The sequence below is a fragment of the Kushneria sp. Sum13 genome (assembly GCF_052692355.1).
Window position 1 is genome coordinate 3,466,645 of the sequence record NZ_CP199847.1, and the last position, 16,975, is coordinate 3,483,619.

At 61.7% G+C, this 16,975-nt stretch carries 17 protein-coding genes; 10 read left to right on the plus strand and 7 right to left on the minus strand.

Annotation, left to right across the window (positions count from 1 at the left end):
* Window positions 1–55 precede the first annotated feature (55 nt).
* The 4 genes from ACUN8C_RS16020 to ACUN8C_RS16035 form a co-directional block, all read right to left on the minus strand.
* Window positions 56–658 (minus strand): hypothetical protein, encoded by a 603-nt coding sequence (locus ACUN8C_RS16020; RefSeq protein WP_445620154.1) that lies wholly within the window; start codon window positions 656–658, stop codon window positions 56–58.
* Between the two features lie 148 nt (window positions 659–806).
* Window positions 807–1,763 (minus strand): homocysteine S-methyltransferase, encoded by a 957-nt coding sequence (gene mmuM / locus ACUN8C_RS16025; RefSeq protein ID WP_445620155.1) that lies wholly within the window; start codon window positions 1,761–1,763, stop codon window positions 807–809.
* Window positions 1,760–3,202: an amino acid permease gene (locus ACUN8C_RS16030; protein ID WP_445620156.1), complete on the minus strand. Its 1,443-nt coding sequence runs from the start codon at window positions 3,200–3,202 to the stop codon at window positions 1,760–1,762. Before ACUN8C_RS16030 ends, mmuM begins: the two co-directional genes overlap by 4 nt.
* 297 nt (window positions 3,203–3,499) lie before the next feature.
* Window positions 3,500–3,841, minus strand: a complete 342-nt coding sequence (locus ACUN8C_RS16035) for a zinc ribbon domain-containing protein YjdM (RefSeq protein WP_445620157.1) — start codon at window positions 3,839–3,841, stop codon at window positions 3,500–3,502.
* Window positions 3,842–4,132: 291 nt separating this feature from the next.
* Between ACUN8C_RS16035 and ACUN8C_RS16040 the strand changes: the two genes are divergently transcribed.
* The 3 genes from ACUN8C_RS16040 (at window position 4,133) to ACUN8C_RS16050 (ending at window position 6,856) form a co-directional block, all read left to right on the plus strand.
* Window positions 4,133–4,717 carry a manganese efflux pump MntP gene (locus tag ACUN8C_RS16040; protein ID WP_445620158.1) on the plus strand — a complete coding sequence of 195 codons (585 nt, stop codon included), beginning with the start codon at window positions 4,133–4,135 and terminating at the stop codon, window positions 4,715–4,717.
* 92 nt (window positions 4,718–4,809) lie between these two features.
* Window positions 4,810–5,970 carry a hypothetical protein gene (locus tag ACUN8C_RS16045; RefSeq protein WP_445620159.1) on the plus strand — a complete coding sequence of 387 codons (1,161 nt, stop codon included), beginning with the start codon at window positions 4,810–4,812 and terminating at the stop codon, window positions 5,968–5,970.
* Between the two features lie 70 nt (window positions 5,971–6,040).
* Window positions 6,041–6,856, plus strand: coding sequence for a mechanosensitive ion channel family protein (locus tag ACUN8C_RS16050; RefSeq protein ID WP_445620160.1), 816 nt, complete (start codon window positions 6,041–6,043; stop codon window positions 6,854–6,856).
* Window positions 6,857–6,928: 72 nt separating this feature from the next.
* Here ACUN8C_RS16050 and arfA read toward each other — a convergent pair whose 3' ends face one another.
* Window positions 6,929–8,443 carry an arabinosylfuranosidase ArfA gene (arfA, locus tag ACUN8C_RS16055; protein ID WP_445620161.1) on the minus strand — a complete coding sequence of 505 codons (1,515 nt, stop codon included), beginning with the start codon at window positions 8,441–8,443 and terminating at the stop codon, window positions 6,929–6,931.
* A 40-nt stretch (window positions 8,444–8,483) separates the two neighbouring features.
* Window positions 8,484–9,902, minus strand: coding sequence for a glycoside-pentoside-hexuronide (GPH):cation symporter (locus ACUN8C_RS16060; RefSeq protein ID WP_445620162.1), 1,419 nt, complete (start codon window positions 9,900–9,902; stop codon window positions 8,484–8,486).
* 291 nt (window positions 9,903–10,193) lie between these two features.
* Here ACUN8C_RS16060 and ACUN8C_RS16065 point away from each other — a divergent pair, with 291 nt between their 5' ends.
* Window positions 10,194–10,532: a tRNA-binding protein gene (locus tag ACUN8C_RS16065; protein ID WP_445620163.1), complete on the plus strand. Its 339-nt coding sequence runs from the start codon at window positions 10,194–10,196 to the stop codon at window positions 10,530–10,532.
* A gap of 11 nt (window positions 10,533–10,543) precedes the next feature.
* Window positions 10,544–11,194, plus strand: coding sequence for an HD domain-containing protein (locus ACUN8C_RS16070; RefSeq protein ID WP_445620164.1), 651 nt, complete (start codon window positions 10,544–10,546; stop codon window positions 11,192–11,194).
* Here the strand turns inward: ACUN8C_RS16070 and ACUN8C_RS16075 are convergent.
* Window positions 11,191–12,594: an aminotransferase-like domain-containing protein gene (locus ACUN8C_RS16075; protein WP_445620165.1), complete on the minus strand. Its 1,404-nt coding sequence runs from the start codon at window positions 12,592–12,594 to the stop codon at window positions 11,191–11,193. The genes ACUN8C_RS16070 and ACUN8C_RS16075 overlap by 4 nt on opposite strands.
* 264 nt (window positions 12,595–12,858) lie before the next feature.
* Between ACUN8C_RS16075 and ACUN8C_RS16080 the strand changes: the two genes are divergently transcribed.
* The 5 genes from ACUN8C_RS16080 to ACUN8C_RS16100 all read left to right on the plus strand — a co-directional run bounded on the left by ACUN8C_RS16080 (window position 12,859) and on the right by ACUN8C_RS16100 (window position 16,923).
* The gene (locus ACUN8C_RS16080; RefSeq protein ID WP_445620166.1) at window positions 12,859–13,644 is read left to right on the plus strand and encodes a hypothetical protein; all 786 of its coding nucleotides are present in this window, start codon (window positions 12,859–12,861) and stop codon (window positions 13,642–13,644) included.
* Window positions 13,641–14,846, plus strand: coding sequence for an MFS transporter (locus ACUN8C_RS16085; protein WP_445620167.1), 1,206 nt, complete (start codon window positions 13,641–13,643; stop codon window positions 14,844–14,846). The genes ACUN8C_RS16080 and ACUN8C_RS16085 overlap by 4 nt, the downstream gene beginning before the upstream one ends.
* 2 nt (window positions 14,847–14,848) lie before the next feature.
* Window positions 14,849–15,760 (plus strand): pyridoxal-phosphate dependent enzyme, encoded by a 912-nt coding sequence (locus ACUN8C_RS16090; protein ID WP_445620168.1) that lies wholly within the window; start codon window positions 14,849–14,851, stop codon window positions 15,758–15,760.
* A 95-nt stretch (window positions 15,761–15,855) separates the two neighbouring features.
* Complete coding sequence (locus ACUN8C_RS16095) at window positions 15,856–16,506, plus strand: serine O-acetyltransferase (RefSeq protein WP_445620169.1); 651 nt, start codon at window positions 15,856–15,858, stop codon at window positions 16,504–16,506.
* A 138-nt stretch (window positions 16,507–16,644) separates the two neighbouring features.
* Complete coding sequence (locus tag ACUN8C_RS16100; protein WP_445620170.1) at window positions 16,645–16,923, plus strand: hypothetical protein; 279 nt, start codon at window positions 16,645–16,647, stop codon at window positions 16,921–16,923.
* Window positions 16,924–16,975 lie beyond the last annotated feature (52 nt).

The window sequence follows — 16,975 nt, forward strand, 5'->3', positions numbered from 1 at the left end:
CTGCCACGAAAAAGGCGACCCCGTGGGGTCGCCTTTTTAACGTGGTGATTCAGAACTACTCGGCAAAGCGACGCTCGGTCTGCCATCCCTTGTTGGTCAGAATCATCATCGCGCGCTTGTGCTGGAGCGCATCAAGACCTTCAAGCCCGCCCTTGTAGGCCTTTTGCAGGCTTTCTTCCTCGGCCCAGTCCGGCAGGTCATTAATCTTGTAGCTGTAGCGCACGTGCGACACGGTATAGCCGCCGTCGATGGCCTGAGCCGGTGTGAAGTTATCCACGCCTTCAATGCGCACCTTGCCAAAGCAGAAACCACCCTGCTCGAGCCCGTCCTCACGGGCATACAGGTCGCGGCCCTCTTTGGTCAGCGTGTAACGCTGGCGGCCATCGCTCAGGTCTTCACGCTCAAGCAGGCCGGCCTTTGCCAGCGCATCGGCACGCCTGGCACGGTCGGCCAGCCCGGGGTGCTGACTGACGACACGCTGATCCATCACGAACGGCATGCGCGGTGCCGGCGCTTCCAGACAGACAGCCGGTCCCATGTTGCCGACATCGTCCTGCAGCGCGGAGCGGAAGTTGCCCTCAGTGGCCTCTTTGGCATCGCCGCAGGCGCTCAGCAGGGCTGCCAGCGGTAAAAGGGCCAGCACGCGATATGACTTCATGACAATGACTCCTGATCTAACTTGAATTCGGTATGCCTGCCCGAAAGCGTAGCCCCTTTATTGCAGCCCTGCGGTCCAGACAGTCGATGACATGTCAAAAAATGCCCGCCGATGGGCGGGCATTATCATCACTCAGGTGCTCGACAAATCAAAGCCCGGCGCGAAAGGCCGAGATGGCGCGAACATCCTCGGGTGTGGTGCGACAGCACCCGCCGATCAAGCGCGCGCCACGCGCATACCACTGCGCGGCCTGCTCGCCGAACCCAGCGCCATGAGCGGCGTCGCAGCCGCCCTGCCAGGTCTTGCTGTTGGCGTCATAGGTCTCGCCCGAATTGGGGTAGACGATCAGCGGCTTGTCGGTGGCCCCGGACATCTGTTCAAGCAGCGACGGGATATGCTCAAGCGCGGTGCAGTTCACGCCAAGGGCCGCCACCTGCGGCTGATCATTGAGCCAGCGGGCGCACTCGGCAATCGGTGTGCCCTCGCTGATGTGCTCGCCATCATGGGCCGTGAAGGTGATCCAGGCGCTCATGTCGGGGAATTCACGCAGCACCGTGACCAGCGCTTTCGCCTCGATCAGTGATGGCAGGGTTTCACAGGCCAGCACATCGGCACCGGCGGCCGCCAATGCGGCCATGCGGGCGCGGTGAAAGTCCACCAGACCGGCCTCGTCGATATCGTAGTGGCCGCGATACTCCGAGCCGTCGGCCAGATATGCCCCGTAGGGCCCGACCGAGGCGGCGACCAGCGGTTTCGGCCGGCCCTCGTGGCCCGCCTCGCGCCAGAAGTCGTCGCGCGCCTCAACGGCCAGAGTCACCGAACGCGTGATCAGCTCGAGCGCCTCGGCTTCGCTCATGCCGCGCGCCATGTAGCCTTCGAGGGTGGCCTGATAGCTCGACGTGATGGCGATATCGGCGCCGGCTCTGAAATAGTCCAGATGCACCTGACGGATCAGCTCGGGATTTTCCGCCAGCACACGTGCCGACCAGAGGCTGTCGTTGAGATCACAACCTCGTGCTTCCAGTTCAGTGGCCAGCGCGCCATCCACGATCAACAGCGGGTGATCCAGCAAAGCCCGGGCAATGGGATCGACGGTCGTGGTCATGAGGTCTCCTTCACGGCAGAGGAATCGGTCCCGCCCTTGCGGCGCGGGTCGGTCAGATAAAAGGCCAGATAGCACACGGCGATAAAGGGAATGCCGCAGTAGAGGGCGATACGCTGGGTCGGGTCAAAAGCGATGCCGACAAAGCAGAGCAGGCAGGCAATAAAGGCCCCCAGCGGCACCCAGGGGTAAAAAGGCGCCCGGTAGCCCAGCGTTGCCGGGTCACCGCCGCCGCGCACAAACTGACGGCGAAAGCACATCTGGCTGACAGCAATGCTCATCCAGACCGCCACTACGGCAAAGCCCGAGATCGAGACCAGCACCAGATAAAGCGTGTCCGGCGCAAAGGCACTGGAAAGCAGTGCCAGAAGCCCGCCCAGCATGCTGAACAGCAGCGCGTTGAGTGGAATGCCGCCGCGGGTCACGCGGGCAAACACCGACGGCAGGGTACGCTGCTCGCCCAGCGACCACAGCATGCGCGAGGCGGCATACAGCCCCGAGTTGGCGGCCGACAGCAGCGCCGTGATGATGACGAAATTCATGATGTCACCGGCATGAGGAATGCCGGTCATGGCAAAGACCGTCACGAACGGGCTTTCGACCAGGCCGGCCTGTTCACGAGGCAGCATGGCCGCGATGACCACGATGGTACCGACAAAAAAGACCACCAGCCGCCAGAGCGTGGCGCGAATCGCCAGAGGCACGTTCTTTTCGGGATTCTCGGTCTCCCCGGCCGCAATGCCGATCAGCTCGGTGCCGGAGAAGGCAAAACTGACCGCCAGCATGGTGACCAGAATCGGCATCACGCCGGTAGGAAAGAACCCTTCCCGGGTGAGGTTGTGAAACATCGGCGCCGGCTGCCCTTCCGGTCCGGCGAGACCGAAAATCGCCGCGGCGCCGACAATGATGAAAATCACCACGGTGGCGACCTTGATCAGCGAGAGCCAGAACTCGGTCTCGGCAAAGATCTTCGGCGTGAAGGCATTGGTCAGAAAGACAATCAGCGCAAAGAGCGCACTCCAGATCCAGATCGGCACGTCCGGAAACCATTTCGCCATCAAAAGGCCCGAGGCGGTGAACTCCGAGCCCAGCGCCACCGTCCAGGTCAGCCAGTAAAGCCAGGCCACCGTATAGCCGGTGCCGGGGCCGATATAGCGAGTGGCGTGGGCGCTGAAGGCGCCGGTCTCGGGCATGTGCACGGACAGCTCGCCCAGACACATCATCACCAGATAGACGACCACGCCGCCGATCAGGTAGGCCAGAATTGCCCCCATGGGGCCGGCCTGATTGACGGTATAGCCCGAGCTCAGAAAAAGCCCGGTGCCGATCACACCGCCCAGTGACAGCATCACCAGATGGCGTGACTGCATGCTGCGCTTGAAATCGCGGGACGTGCCGCGGGGCTCCGGAATCTCCGGGCCATCGGATGACGTTTTGCTCATGACGCTCTGCTACCGGTTGCCATAAAAAAACGCCTTTCAATAAACAAAAGGCATAAGAGCGCGCATTATACGGGCCATGGGCGCGGCGTCATCCGTTGTGTTGGACCTTTCCGCCTTGAATGTTTCACGTGAAACATACAGATGGAGGCCTTTTACTGGTTCCCCATGCCGATAACCCCGGCCCTTCCATCGCACTTTGACGCCCACTACTCAATGTAAAAGGGCGTCTCTTAATGCAAAAGGGCCGCCTCTCGGGGCGATCCTTTCATGTGTCCTGCACGAGCCAATGTTCAGGCATCAGGCCTTTTTGACAAACTCGGACTTGAGCTTCATTGGTCCGATGCCGTCGATCTTGCAGTCGATGTCATGATCGCCGTCGACCAGGCGTATGTTTTTCACCCGCGTACCGACCTTCACCACCAGCGACGAGCCCTTGACCTTCAGGTCCTTAATCACCGTGATCGTGTCGCCATCAACCAGTACGTTGCCGTTGGCATCACGAATGCTTTTTTCCGCATCTACCGGCGCTTCCTCGCCGCCCTGAGGCCACTCATGGCCGCACATCGGGCAAACGAACATGGCACCGTCTTCGTAGGTGTAATCGGCCTCGCAGGCGGGGCAGCCGGGCATTGCAGACATGTGCGTTATCCTGTCCTTACAAGAAGAGTGTGGCCCGGTCAGTCGGGCCGCGAGGGCGCCATGTTACCCGTTTTCAGGCCTTCATGAGGGGGAAGTTATTGACCATCACAGGGCAACAACAAACGAGGTAAATCAATTCCCCTTTTGGAAACAAGTGCACCCACGGTTTATAGATAATTGTTTTTATTGAATATTTTCCAAGGCTCCGGCACTATCGCGGCTCATTTTCGACCGGCCTGTCCGGTCGGGTCATTGCCTCATGACAAGCGGTCCTCGCCGCCCTGGTTTTTCATGCGTCCTGCTGCCCTTGCCTTTCTTGCCCTTGCCATGTCCACCGATGCCTTTGCCGCCGCCCTTGGCAAGGGTGCCGGCGGTGCCCGCCCGAAGTTTTCGGATGCCCTTCGTACCGGGCTGCTGTTTGGCACCATTGAGGGCATTACCCCGATCATCGGCTGGGGACTTGGCCTGGCCGCCGCCCGGATGATCTCCCAGTGGGACCACTGGATCGCTTTCGTGCTTCTGGTGGGACTGGGGGTGCGCATGATTTATGCCGGCATGACCCAGAATGACGACCCATCGCCATCACCGCGTCAGCCGATTGGCATGCTGATGCTGACGGCGCTGGCCACCAGCATTGACGCACTGGTGATCGGGATCAGTCTGGCCTTTGTCGACGTCAATATTGCCCTGGCGGCGCTGGCAATCGGCATGACCACCATGATCATGGTGACCACGGGCATGATGCTGGGTCGCGTGCTGGGCAGCGTGATCGGTCAACGCGCCGAAATCGTCGGCGGTGTACTGCTCATGGCGCTCGGGGGCGCCATTTTGTATGAGCATCTTTATGCGCCGATGCCCCTCCAGGCGCTTTTGTAGCATCGCCTGATATCCCATCCTGCGCTATAAGGTAACGAGACGTTACGTTCTGTCCCGTTACCGACCCCGGCTGCAGGAGCGCTTTTTCTTTCATGATTCGTACCACGCCTCCCCCCAAGCCCCATCCGCTGGTGCCGCTAAAGGACGTCGAACGCCCCTCCTGGCCCGAGCGTGCCGCGGTCAAAATGGCCATGATGCGGCTGCGCACGCTGCTGACGCGCCGCGGCGACCGCCCCTTCATCGCCGAAGACCGCCTGGACGACAGCGCCGAGGTGTTCAGCGACATGGCCGCACCGCCGGTTTACACGCCCTTGATGACAGAGCTGGACGAGACGCTGGCCGACTGGGCTACCGACCCCATGCCCGGACGCTGGATCACCCCGATCGTGCTGCCGCCGTGTGATGAGCAGGATCTGCTGTCACAGTGGGCACGGCGACGTCACCATGACGTGCTGGAACCGCCGACACGGGATGCCCTGCTGATCGATACTCCGGAGCAGCCGCTGGATCTTTCCGGCGACGGCGTGCTGGTCATCCCGCGGCTGGAAGCATGGTTTTTGCGCCATCGCAGCGGCCTGGGCCTGATTCGGTCGCTGCTGGAATCGCTGGCAGACCTTGAGCGCCACTGTGTGATCGGCTGCAACAGCTGGGCCTGGGCGTTTTTATGCAAGGCGGTCGATGCCCATCTGATCCTGCCTGAACCGCTGACCTTCAAGCCCTTTGACGAGCCGCGCCTGCGCCGCTGGATCGCCGACATTGCCCGACAGCAGGCCGTTGAAGGCACCCGCTTTCGCCTGAACAGCAATGGCAACAACATCTTTGCCCTCGACAGGAAAGACAGGCCACGCGAGGAATACTTCGAGACGCTGGCCGCTCGCAGTCGCGGGATAGCCTGGGTGGCCTGGCACCTCTGGCAGCGCAGTCTCAAAAAGGCCCGCGAGACCGAGGACAACGACTACAGCGACGACGACCAGCAGACCCTCTGGGTGGTCGCGCTGGAAGAGTTCTCGCTGCCCGGCAGCGATGGCACCCAGGCGCTGCTGATCCTGCAGGCGCTGTTGATTCACGAAAGCCTGAGCGCCCGGGAACTTGAGTGCGTGCTGCCCGACCCCGGCTCCAGTGGCATGCGCCATGCGCTGCACCGCGCCGGCTTTATCGGGGAGAAAAGCGGTCGCTACTACTGCCGCCCGGCCGCCTACCCGGCCATTCGCGACGGTCTGGCCACGGCCGGATTTCCGCTCGACGGCTATTGAGTCAGACCCGGGGCGCCGTGGCTGAGCCCCATCGGCTCGAAGGCGGGACATTCCACAAGGAGGACGTTTCATGTCACAGCAGGTCTCGCAATCCCCCGACGCGGCCCAGATGATTCGCGATATCAGCGACATTCACTTTATCAATATCGCGCTGATCATCCTGGCCACCTGGATGGCCATCTCCCTGGTCAAGCGCACCCTGCCCTGGGTCGCAGAGCGCGGTCCCAACCGGATGCGGCTCTGGCTTTTGGGTGCGGTGCCGATCTTTCGGCTGGTGGCCACGGCGTTTGCGGTGGCCTGGATCATCCCGCTGGTGTTCAAGGTCACCGTGGAGAACTTCCTGGTGATTGCCGGTGCAATCGGTGTGGCCGTGGGCTTTGCCTTCAAGGACTACATCAGCAGCCTGATCGCCGGGCTGGTGGCCCAGTTTGAAACGCCCTGGCGGGCCGGCGACTGGGTGAAGGTCGGCAGCGACTACGGTGAAGTCCGCTCGGTCGGCATGCGCGCCATCACGCTTCGCACCCTGCACGATGACATCATCACGGTGCCCAACCTGAAGCTGTGGGACAGCAACATTGCCAATTCCAACGATGGCGAGCGCACGCTGATGTGCGTGGTCGATTTCTACCTCGCCCCCCACTTTGACGCCCAGCGCATGCGCGCGGCGCTGCGCGATGTGGCCCTGACCAGCGCGTGGCTGTGCTATGACAAACCCATTATTGTCTTTGTCGAGCAGGCCGAGATCGGCACGCACATTGAACTGCGCTGCTATCCGTTCGAGATGCGCGATCAGGGACATTTCATCAGTGACCTGACCGTGCGTGGCAAGGAAGCCATCCGGGCGCTGGGCGCCACGGAAGCCACCGCCCCGGCGGCGGCCGGCTGAATCAAAAAAGCCGGCATCGCAATGGCGATGCCGGCTCGGAACGCGACACAAACACAGATCGCGCCAGTAGCGTTATACCCCCACCGACAGGCGAATCATGTGATAGCTCAGCGGCGCCAGGCTGCCCTTGAGCGCGCCCTCCTCAACGCCTACACCGTTACCCGCCACCGGGCGCACCTGATCCGGCTGGCTGGCGGTGTTGATGGCCTTCATCTGCGGATGATTGAGGCACTGATGCTCAACCAGGCGGGCATTTTCAAAGCCGTGCAGGGCCACATTCAGCTCCAGCGCTTGCTTCTGATGGCGATTGACGGCAAAGAGCGTCACGAACCCGCCCTCTTCATCGTGGACGGCCGAAATATCCAGGCACGGCACGTCATCAAGCTCGCGGGTCTGGTAGGTGGGGCCATCGACGGCCAGCTGCAGCGCCTTGCCACGGCCGTAGCGTGACGCAAACATCAGCGGATAGAAGATGGTCTGGCGCCAGGCATCGCCGCCGGTGTCGGTCATGATCGGCGCGATCACGTTGACCAGCTGGGCCATACAGGCGATGCGGACCCGATCCGAGCGGCGAATGAAAGTGTTGAGCACACAGCCGATCAGCAGCGCATCCTCGACGTTATAGACATCCTCCAGAATCGGCGGCGCAAAGTTCCACTCGGTGCCTTCCAGCACGCGGCGGTCCTGCGCCACGCTGTGATACCAGACGTTCCATTCATCAAAGCAGATGTGCACCTGATGACGGGTGCGCTTTTTGGCCTTGATGTAGTCAATGACTCCGGCAATCGAGACGATATAGCGGTCGAGCTGCTCGGCGATCGCCAGATAGTCGCCAAGCTGATCCTCGTGATTGGTGAAATACATGTGCAGCGAGATGTAGTCCACCGTCTCGTAGCAGTGATCCAGCACCGTGGCTTCCCACTCCGGATAGCTGGCCATGCCCGGATTGGACGAGCCACAGGCCACCAGCTCAAGTGTTCGATCGTAGGCCTTGAGCGCCTTGCCGGTTTCGTTGGCCAGATGGCCATATTCGGCGGCCGTCTTGTGACCGATCTGCCAGGGGCCATCCATTTCGTTGCCCAGACACCAGAGCCGCACGTTCCACGGGTCCTTGCGGCCGTTCTTGATGCGCTCATCGCTCCAGGCACTGCCGCCGGGATGGTTGACGTATTCCAGGAAATTGCGCGCCTCATCGATGCCGCGCGAGCCCAGATTGACCGCCAGCATCATCTCGATGCCGGCCTGCGCACACCAGTCGGCAAATTCATGAATGCCAATCTGGTTGGACTCGCGGCTGTGCCAGGCCAGATCCAGGCGCACCGGGCGTTCTTCACGCGGCCCAATGCCGTCTTCCCAGTTGTAGGCCGACACAAAGTTGCCGCCCGGATAGCGCACCAGCGGCGGCGCCAGCTCACGCACCATCTTCAGGACGTCCTGACGAAAGCCATTGGCATCAGCCTGCGGGTGGCCGGGCTCATAGATGCCGCCGTAGATGGCGCGGCCCATGTGTTCCAGAAAGGCACTATAAAGGCGACCGTCAATGGTGCTGGTGACAAAGTCGCGGTGCAGGGTCACGCGGGTCTGCATGAGGTTCTCCCGGTTAGCAATGAAAGGTCAGGGTTCAGGGTCAGGTGGTCGCCGGATGGGCGCCGCCATGGGTATCTCTTGCAGCGGTCTTTTCAGAAGCGTGACCCGAGCGGTCTCCGGCACGCGCCTCAAGATCAACGCGAATGCGGTCCATCTCGGCATCATCCAGCCCAAAGCGCCAGCCGGCCAGCGTCATCAGCACGCTCACCACTGCTGGAATCAGGGTGAAGAGCAGCACGATCATGGTCAGCGCCGACTCGCTCTGACCCTCGGCACCGCCCACATAGCCGCCCATCGACAGCATGAAGCCGACCAGGCCACCGGCGGCCGCCAGCCCAAGCTTGAGGAAAAAGAGGTTGCCGGCAAAGGAGACCCCGGTATTGCGATAGCCGCTCTGCCATTCGCCGTAGTCTTCGGCATCGGCCATGAAGGCCCAGGCAATGGGAGTGCCGATGCCATGGAAGATATTGATCAGCAGGACCACGAACGCGGCCAGAAATACCTGATCGCCCGGCACGAAATAGAGCGCCACACAGGCCGCCACCAGCGCAATCGAGCTGAGAATGAACACCCGCAGCTTGGTCGAGTGCCGCGTCAGCAGCGGCGAGATGGCCGTACCCGCCATGCCGCCGAACACCCCGGAGGTAACAAAAATCGAGATACCGGCCGCGCCCAGTCCCAGCACCCAGGTGGCGTAGTAAATTGCCGCGCCCTGACGCAGAAAGAACTGAAAGGCCTGCAGGAAGGTAATCGCCAGCACCTGCCGCCACTTGGGGTTGGCCGCCAGCGTTTTCAGATCCGTGATCAGTCCATGAGAGGTGTTTTCAACCGGCTGGACGCGTTCACGCACGGTGGCAAAGCAGAAGCCGAACATGAACAGTGCAATCACACACATCAGGCCCATGGTGATCTGAAAACCACGGGCCTGATCGCCCTCGCCGAACCATTCCACCAGCGGCATCAACGTCGAGTTGAGAATCAGATAGGCCACGCCGACCAGTACAAAACGCCACGACTGGCACGACACCCGCTCGCGGTGGTCACTGGTCACCACACCACCCAGCGCGCAGTAGGGAATATTGACCGCCGTGTAGAGAAGCGACATCACCGCATAGGTGACAAAGGCATAGATGATCTTGCCCTGATCCGACCAGTCCGGGGTGGTGAACATCAGCACACAGGCCACGGCCAGCGGTACCGGAATGAACAATATCCACGGGCGGAAGCGGCCCCAGCGGCTGCGGGTGCGGTCAGCAATCGCCCCCATGATCGGGTCGGTAATGGCATCGACAAAGCGCATCGACAAAAAGATGGTGCCGACCACCGCCGGGGAAATGCCGTAGACGTCGGTGTAGAAATAGGAGAGATACATGACCACGGCAGCAAAGGTCATGTTGTTGCCAGCGTCCCCCATGCCAAAGCCGATCTTTTCGACAATGCTGATGCTGCCCTTTTTCATGTTGTTCTCCTGCGTGAGCGCGGCGCACCTTGACCGCCACAGCGGACAAATTCCCGGGCAGCGGACTGATTGGTTCGATCACTCGAGCATAAGAAGAACTGCAAGTGTTTCACTAATAGCGGCCTAACCAACAAGCTATATCCAACTGGTTATGCCCTTTGCCAGGTCATTGAAAAGACGACCAATGTCGTCAATACAGACGCCAATGGAACTGCCAAAGTTGTAGGACTTAAACGTTTATTACGACCAATGGCGCAGATCAGATTGTGCAAAACACGAAAGGAGCCATCAGTGTCGACACTGAGCTGGGAAGAGTTTTCAAAGGTGGAACTGCGCGTGGGGCGCATCACACAGGCTGAAGTGTTCGAAAAGGCACGCCGGCCGGCCTATGTCCTGCAGGTCGATTTCGGCCCCGAGATCGGCGTGCGCAAGTCCAGCGCGCAGATCACCGAACTGTATGACCCGGCAACGCTGGTGGGCCGGCTGGTGGTGGCGGTGACCAACTTCCCGCCCAAGCAGATCGGTCCGATCATGTCGGAGTGTCTGGTCACCGGTTTTCACGACGAGGATGGCGCCGTGGCGCTGTGCGTCCCGGACCAGGACGTGCCGCTGGGCACTCGGCTGATGTAGGCACGACGCCCATGTCTTCTTCTCTTTTCGCTCCGCATCAGGCGCTGGCCGAGTCTCTGCTGGCCCATCTGCCTGATGACACTGATGGCGCCCATGATCTGGCGCATCTGGTACGGGTGTGGCGCAACGTGCAGACCATCGCCACCGTGGAAGGCGGCGACCGCGAGCTGCTGCTGGCCGCTACCCTCTTGCATGATGGCGTCCATGTGCCCAAACACGATTCGCGCCGGGTACAGGCTTCCCGGCTGGCCGCCGAGCAGGGCGGCCGTATCCTCGCAGCGCTTGGCTGGCAAACCGCGCGCATCGATGCGGTCAGACATGTCATCGAGGCGCACAGCTTCTCGGCGGGCATTACGCCGCAAACGCTGGAGGCCAGAATCCTGCAGGACGCCGATCGGCTCGATGCACTGGGCGCCCTGGGCGTGGCACGCTGTTTCTACACGGCCGGGCAGATGGGCAGCGCGCTTTATGATCCGTTTGACCCGCAGGCCCATGGGCGAGCGCTGAATGGTCAGCGCTTCGCCCTCGATCACTTCGAGACCAAGCTTTTGACACTCAGGGAGGGGTTCCAGACCGCCACTGGTCAACAGCTGGCACACCAGCGCCACGCGCGGTTGGTGGCCTTTCGGGAGGCGCTGCTGGAGGAGATCGGTGACGCTTAAAGCTCGATGCCGGGGTCAAAGAGCTCGGCCAGCTCAGACGTGAAGTGCGCCACGTTGATGCGAAGGGCATCCTCGCGGCGGTTGCCCACGGTGAAGACCGAACCCGGCAGCAGCAGCACATTGTGGGCCGCCAGCCGGTGGATAAAGGCGTCCATGTCGCGGATGCCAGAATGGCGGGCCCAGAGGAACATGCCGCCCTCGGGGAGGATGTCAAACGTCCAGCCACGAGCGCGCAGCAGCTGCTGAGTCAGCGCCTGCTGCGCCATCAGATCGCGCTGCACCTTGCGCATGTGACGCAGATACGAGCCATCAGAGAGGATCGTGTTGACAAAGCGCTCGCAAAAACCCGGCACCGACACCGAGGTCAGAAGCTTCAACTGCAGCAGCGGCTCGATCATCTCGGCGCAGCAGGCGATATAGCCGATGCGCAGCGATGAGGAGAGCGATTTCGAAAAGCTGCCGATGTAGATGACGTGATCGAGATCATCAAGATCGGCAAAGCTCTGGTGATTGCCGCTGGAGAAATCGCCGTAGACATCATCCTCGATGATCAAAAAATCATGGGCGATCGCCAGGCGCAGGATATCAAAGGCATTGCGTGCCGACAGACTGCCGCCGGTCGGGTTATGAAAGGTGCTGTTACAGAAAAACGCGCGCACCCGGCGCCGGCTCAACAGCTCGGTGATAAAGGCCGTATCCGGCCCGGTCGGCGTACGCGGCACGCCGATGACTTCTCCGCCGCCCAGCGCAATCAGCTTGTTGAGGTTGCCGTTGCCGGGCTCATCGACCAGCACCACATCGCCCGGTCGAATCAACAGACGAATGACCAGATCCAGCGCCTGGGTGGCGCCAAGCGTGGTGATCAACTGGGTCGGGGAGACACTGGCACGGGTCTTGCTTTGCAGATGGCGGGCCAGTTGCTGACGCAGCGGACGATAGCCCTGAATATCGCCATACTCCACCAGCGCACGCTGCTCAAGGCGGGCGGTGCGACGAATGGCGCGGGCCAGCATCTCGGTATTGCGCCACTCGGTCGGCAGCCAGCCGCCGCTGAGCTTGATCGACTCGGGCCCGCTTTGCAGCAGCGCAAACAGCGGGTCCGACGGGTGCATCGGCATGACCGGATCATGGGTCTCCCGGGCCGCCAGATCGGCCAGCGTATCGGCCCGGCGCCCGGCGCTGCGCGCGATACCCGGTGACGCCGTCACGAAGTAGCCGCGCCCCTGCTGCGCCTCGATTAACCCTTCGGCGGCCAGGCGATCATAGGCGCTGACGATGGCGTGATGACTGGCACCGCTGTCCGCGCACTGATGGCGAATGGAGGGCAGCCGCTGCCCGGCCGCCCATTCGCCCGCCAGCAGCCGGGCGCGCATGTGGTGATAAAACGTGTCGCTGTTCATGTGACCGTCCCCGTAACACCTTGCCTGCCATTTCTGATGTTTGCTCTGCATGCAAAACGCGACCAGATAACGGCGTTACAACGCTTTTATCGATTTTTCAGCAATCTATCACTGTTTGTTAAAACGCTCTAACAGTTAGCCGGAAATCTTTTTGACTGTTTGATCAAGTCTCCTGAAAACGTGTGAGCATCAGGGATCACGATCCGACCACCGGCCTTGTTCATGTCCCTGTATCAGGCGTTTATCGACAGGAAGAGAAGTCAGATGCGTACCACCGACAAGCTTTATTACCTTGATCAATATCTGTATCAGACCGAGGCGCGCATCGCGACGCTGCATGCCGAGGCCATCGAACTCGACCGGACCGTGGCCTTTCCCGAAGGCGGCGGTCAGGAAGCCGATATCGGCACCATCGAAACGCCAGTGGGCACCTTTCGCTTCATATGGACCAAGAGGCTTTATGGCACGCCGCTGAGCATAGAGGGATTTACCGGGGCCAAAGTCGGCGGCGTGATCCTGCACCTGGTGCACCCCGATGATATCGACCGCCTTGGGGCACTGGAGGTCGACATGCCGGTCACCATCACCATTGATGTCGAGCGCCGTGCCCGGCTCACTCTTTCCCACACGGCCAGCCATTTTCTTTATGCCGCGGCACTGGCGCACCAGTCCGAGCTCAAGCGCCTGACCATCGGCTGTCATATCAAGGAAGATGCCGCGCGCTTTGATTTCCTAGTGGAGACGCCCTTCAACGCCGAGGATGTCAGCGCCATCCAGGCCGAGGCCAATCGTCTGATGGCCGACAATCTGCCGATCATTACCGACCATCTGCCAGAGCACATTGACGCGCGCTTCTGGCAGTACGGCGATCTTTACATTCCCTGCGGCGGCACCCACCTGGAAACGCCTGACGCCGTTGGCCCGCTACAGGTGCGGCGCAAGAACATCGGCAAGAGCAAGGAACGCCTGCTCTGCAGCTTTGATCAGGCCCATATCGACACGAGCGCCTATCGCGTCGACACCGAACGCCATGTCGAGACCGCCTCATGAATACGCCTCTGCCCTTTAGCACCTGGCTTTACTTCGGCGCGCAGTCGATCAACCTGACCACCGCGGTCATGTCGGTGGCCATGGCGGCCATTGTGGGCGCCGAAATTGCCGGCAACGACACCCTGGCCACCCTGCCCTACGGCGTTCAGTTTCTGACGCTGATGATGGCGACCTACCCGGCCTCAAGGCTGATGAGTCGTCTGGGCCGGCGCCGCGGTTTCATGATCGGCAACGTGTTTCTCGCCGCGGCCGGCGCGCTGGGCTATCTGGCGGTACAGGGCGAAAGCTTTGTGCTGCTGGCCATCGCCCATGGCACGCTGGGCATCTACATTGCCTTCGCCAACTTCAACCGCTTTGCCGCCACCGACGGGCTGCGCGAAGGCCTCAAATCCCGTGCCATGTCGCTGGTGGTGGCCGGCGGAGTGCTGGCCGCCATCATCGGGCCGCTGGCCTCGTCGGTGCTGTGGAATATCTCGGGCTATGGCCACTTTGCCCTGAGCTACAGCCTGTTCATTCCGCTGGCGATTCTTGCCACCTGCATTGCCACGGCGCTGCCCAAAAGCGCTTCACAACCACCGCGTGAATCCACCGACGACGATATCGCCACGCCTCATCGGCTGTTGAAACAGCGCCGGGTGCTTTTGGCCATTGCCGTCTCGGCGCTGGGCTATGGCGTGATGAATCTTCTGATGATTCAGGCCTCGCTGCACATGCACGCCCTGGACACGCCCTTTCACAGCGTCAACACCGCCATTCAGTGGCACGTGCTGGCCATGTTCATCCCATCCTTTTTCACCGGGCGTCTGATCAACCGTTTCGGTCATCAGTTCATCGTCACCCTGGGGCTGGGTCTTCTGGTCACCACGGCGTTGCTCAACGTGGCCACCGAAGGCTGGCTGAGCATGGCACTGACCCTGATCGTGCTGGGCCTTGGCTGGAACTTCACCTACATCGGCGGCGGGGCGCTGCTGGCCCACACCATCGGAGATAGCTCCCGCGCCGTGCGACTGCAGGGCATCAACGACATGGCCATTGCGGTCATGGCGACTCTTGGGGCCTTTCTGCCGGCCGTGCTGCAGGCCACCATTGGCTGGCAGACCACCAACCTGATCACGGCGGTCCTGTGCGCCATGATGCTGCTGTGGGTCATGCTGGTGCTCTCCAGGCGTCGCCATGGCGCCTTTGTTTCGGGAGCGGCGTAAGCATGAGTCGCCTGATTACCTGTGATCCGCAGTTTTCCATCAAGCTGGAGCTGGACAACCCCGGCGGCAGCCACAAGTACCGCGCCGCCAGCCATATCGTGGCGCGTGCCATCGAGACCGGCGAGATCATCCCCGGGCGTACCACGGTGATCGAAAAGACCGGCGGCAACTTCGGTTTTGGCCTGCTGGCCGCCTGTCAGAAAAGAAACATCGATGTCGCGCTGGCCATCGGTCTGGGCTTTAGCCAGTTCAAGCGCGACCTGCTCGAGGGGCTGGGCGCCGAGCTGATCGGCAAGGCAGAGCTGCGTGAGGGCGCCACACCCCGTGACGTCATCGACCATCACCTGGCCCACCAGCACGCGCTGGGACGCCACTATTACTACACCGATCAGTTCAACAACACCGATAACGTGCAGGCGCATCGCAGCGTTACCGGCGTCGAACTGGGCCGCCAGCTGTTGAGTGCCGGCGTCCCCCGGCGGCTGCTGTTTGTCGGCTGCGCCGGCACCGGGGCCAGCTTTACCGGCGTGGTACAGGCGCTACGCGATCTGGACTTCGATGTGCGATCCATACTGGTCGAACCCGAAGGCTGCGACACGCTGGCCGGGCACTTTGTCGATCACCGGCTGGAAGGTATGTGTGTGGGCGTCGCCCCGCCCTTTCTGGACTGGACGCTGGTCAGTGACGTGTACCGCGTCGGTCTCGAAGACACGATGACCGCCCAGCGACGCTTTTATCGTGAGCAGGGCTTTCACGTGGGCAACACCACCGGGGCATGTCTGGCCGTGGCCGAACAGTTGCGTGAGCAGGCCGCCCTCGAGACACGCCATATCGTCATGCTCGGCTATGACGGCGGGCACTGGTACCCGGATCTGACCCGGGAGGTGGCCACAGGGACGCGCCACGCTGCCTGAGCCCCTCCGCCGCCGGCGCCTCAATGCGCCGGGCATGTATTCCTCTGGCCCCTGCTACCGGCAGGTTTGACAGGTCCTGATTCGGAATGACGCCGATGCGCAGACACAACATCTACTACTACACCCTGGCGCGGCTGACGCCCTTTCTGGAACACGCCACGCTTGAGCTGCTCGGCGAGCGTCATGATCCTGCTGCCATGACGCTCGCTGCCGAAGACCTGGACGCCCTGATCAAAAGCGATCCCTCCCACCGCGGGCTTGAACAGTGCTACCTGGAAAGCTGCTCGCCGTTCATTGCGGTGTCGACCTATCGGCTGGCGCATGCCTGCTGGGCGCGCGAGCCGCTGATGGCGATGAAGCTCTGCCACGCCGCGCGTGTTGCGACCGGCGTCGAGATTCATCCGGGCGCAACGATCGGCCGACGCTTCGTGGTCGATCACGGCACCGGCACGGTGATCGGGGAAACCACCGAGATCGGGGAGGACTGCACGGTGCTCAATGGCGTGATCATCGGCTCAAGGCGCATGAATGCCAATATCAGTACCAAGCGCCACCCCACCATCGGCCACCGGGTCAGCATTGGCGCCTACAGCCAGCTGCTCGGCAATATCGTCATCGGGGATGACGTACGCATTCACCCTTATTCGGTCATCACCCGCGACCTGCACGCCCGGGCGCGCGCCTGGGCCGATCACTCTCGTCCTATCGAACCACCCGACATGCCTGGCGCCATCCTGACCCAATAGGATCTCAGCGCTGGAGTAGAACCCGAGCGCTGGCCGGGCGCTGATGCATGGTTCAGGTCCATGCGTCCAAGGCCGCATGGACAGCGCCCGTGGTTTCGCAACAGCATGGCGTGGTACGTCTCTCAAAGGATAGAGCCCATGAGTGCCCCCTTTATTACCGACAACCTGTTACTGCGCTGCCGGCGCGAGCAGCGCGTTCAGCAAGAGCGTAATCGTCAGAGCTTCGATCCGGCTGCCATCAACGACCGAAAGGAACTCTCCCTGCTGGTCGAGCAGGCGCTGGCCGATGGCGATGACTACGCCAGCATCGTCTCGCGACATCGTGACATCGAGCTTACCGAGGCCGAGTTGATCGATCTGATCGGCCCGGAGCAGGCGCTGCGCGATCGTCTCGAAAGGTTCGGTCAGCTACACTGAATCGCGCCTCTTGTGTCGAAGGCCCCGCCGGCGCACTGCGCCGGCGGGGCCT

Coding starts and splice junctions, on each gene's coding strand:
- ACUN8C_RS16035 (WP_445620157.1), bottom strand. CDS start 3,841: ATGTCTGCAATGCCCGGCTGCCCCGCCTGCGAGGCCGATTACACCTAC.
- ACUN8C_RS16050 (WP_445620160.1), top strand. CDS start 6,041: ATGTCACAGCAGGTCTCGCAATCCCCCGACGCGGCCCAGATGATTCGC.
- mmuM (WP_445620155.1), bottom strand. CDS start 1,763: ATGACCACGACCGTCGATCCCATTGCCCGGGCTTTGCTGGATCACCCG.
- ACUN8C_RS16040 (WP_445620158.1), top strand. CDS start 4,133: ATGCGTCCTGCTGCCCTTGCCTTTCTTGCCCTTGCCATGTCCACCGAT.
- ACUN8C_RS16030 (WP_445620156.1), bottom strand. CDS start 3,202: ATGAGCAAAACGTCATCCGATGGCCCGGAGATTCCGGAGCCCCGCGGC.
- ACUN8C_RS16095 (WP_445620169.1), top strand. CDS start 15,856: ATGCGCAGACACAACATCTACTACTACACCCTGGCGCGGCTGACGCCC.
- ACUN8C_RS16080 (WP_445620166.1), top strand. CDS start 12,859: ATGCGTACCACCGACAAGCTTTATTACCTTGATCAATATCTGTATCAG.
- ACUN8C_RS16020 (WP_445620154.1), bottom strand. CDS start 658: ATGAAGTCATATCGCGTGCTGGCCCTTTTACCGCTGGCAGCCCTGCTG.
- ACUN8C_RS16070 (WP_445620164.1), top strand. CDS start 10,544: ATGTCTTCTTCTCTTTTCGCTCCGCATCAGGCGCTGGCCGAGTCTCTG.
- ACUN8C_RS16085 (WP_445620167.1), top strand. CDS start 13,641: ATGAATACGCCTCTGCCCTTTAGCACCTGGCTTTACTTCGGCGCGCAG.
- ACUN8C_RS16060 (WP_445620162.1), bottom strand. CDS start 9,902: ATGAAAAAGGGCAGCATCAGCATTGTCGAAAAGATCGGCTTTGGCATG.
- ACUN8C_RS16100 (WP_445620170.1), top strand. CDS start 16,645: ATGAGTGCCCCCTTTATTACCGACAACCTGTTACTGCGCTGCCGGCGC.
- ACUN8C_RS16075 (WP_445620165.1), bottom strand. CDS start 12,594: ATGAACAGCGACACGTTTTATCACCACATGCGCGCCCGGCTGCTGGCG.
- ACUN8C_RS16045 (WP_445620159.1), top strand. CDS start 4,810: ATGATTCGTACCACGCCTCCCCCCAAGCCCCATCCGCTGGTGCCGCTA.
- arfA (WP_445620161.1), bottom strand. CDS start 8,443: ATGCAGACCCGCGTGACCCTGCACCGCGACTTTGTCACCAGCACCATT.
- ACUN8C_RS16090 (WP_445620168.1), top strand. CDS start 14,849: ATGAGTCGCCTGATTACCTGTGATCCGCAGTTTTCCATCAAGCTGGAG.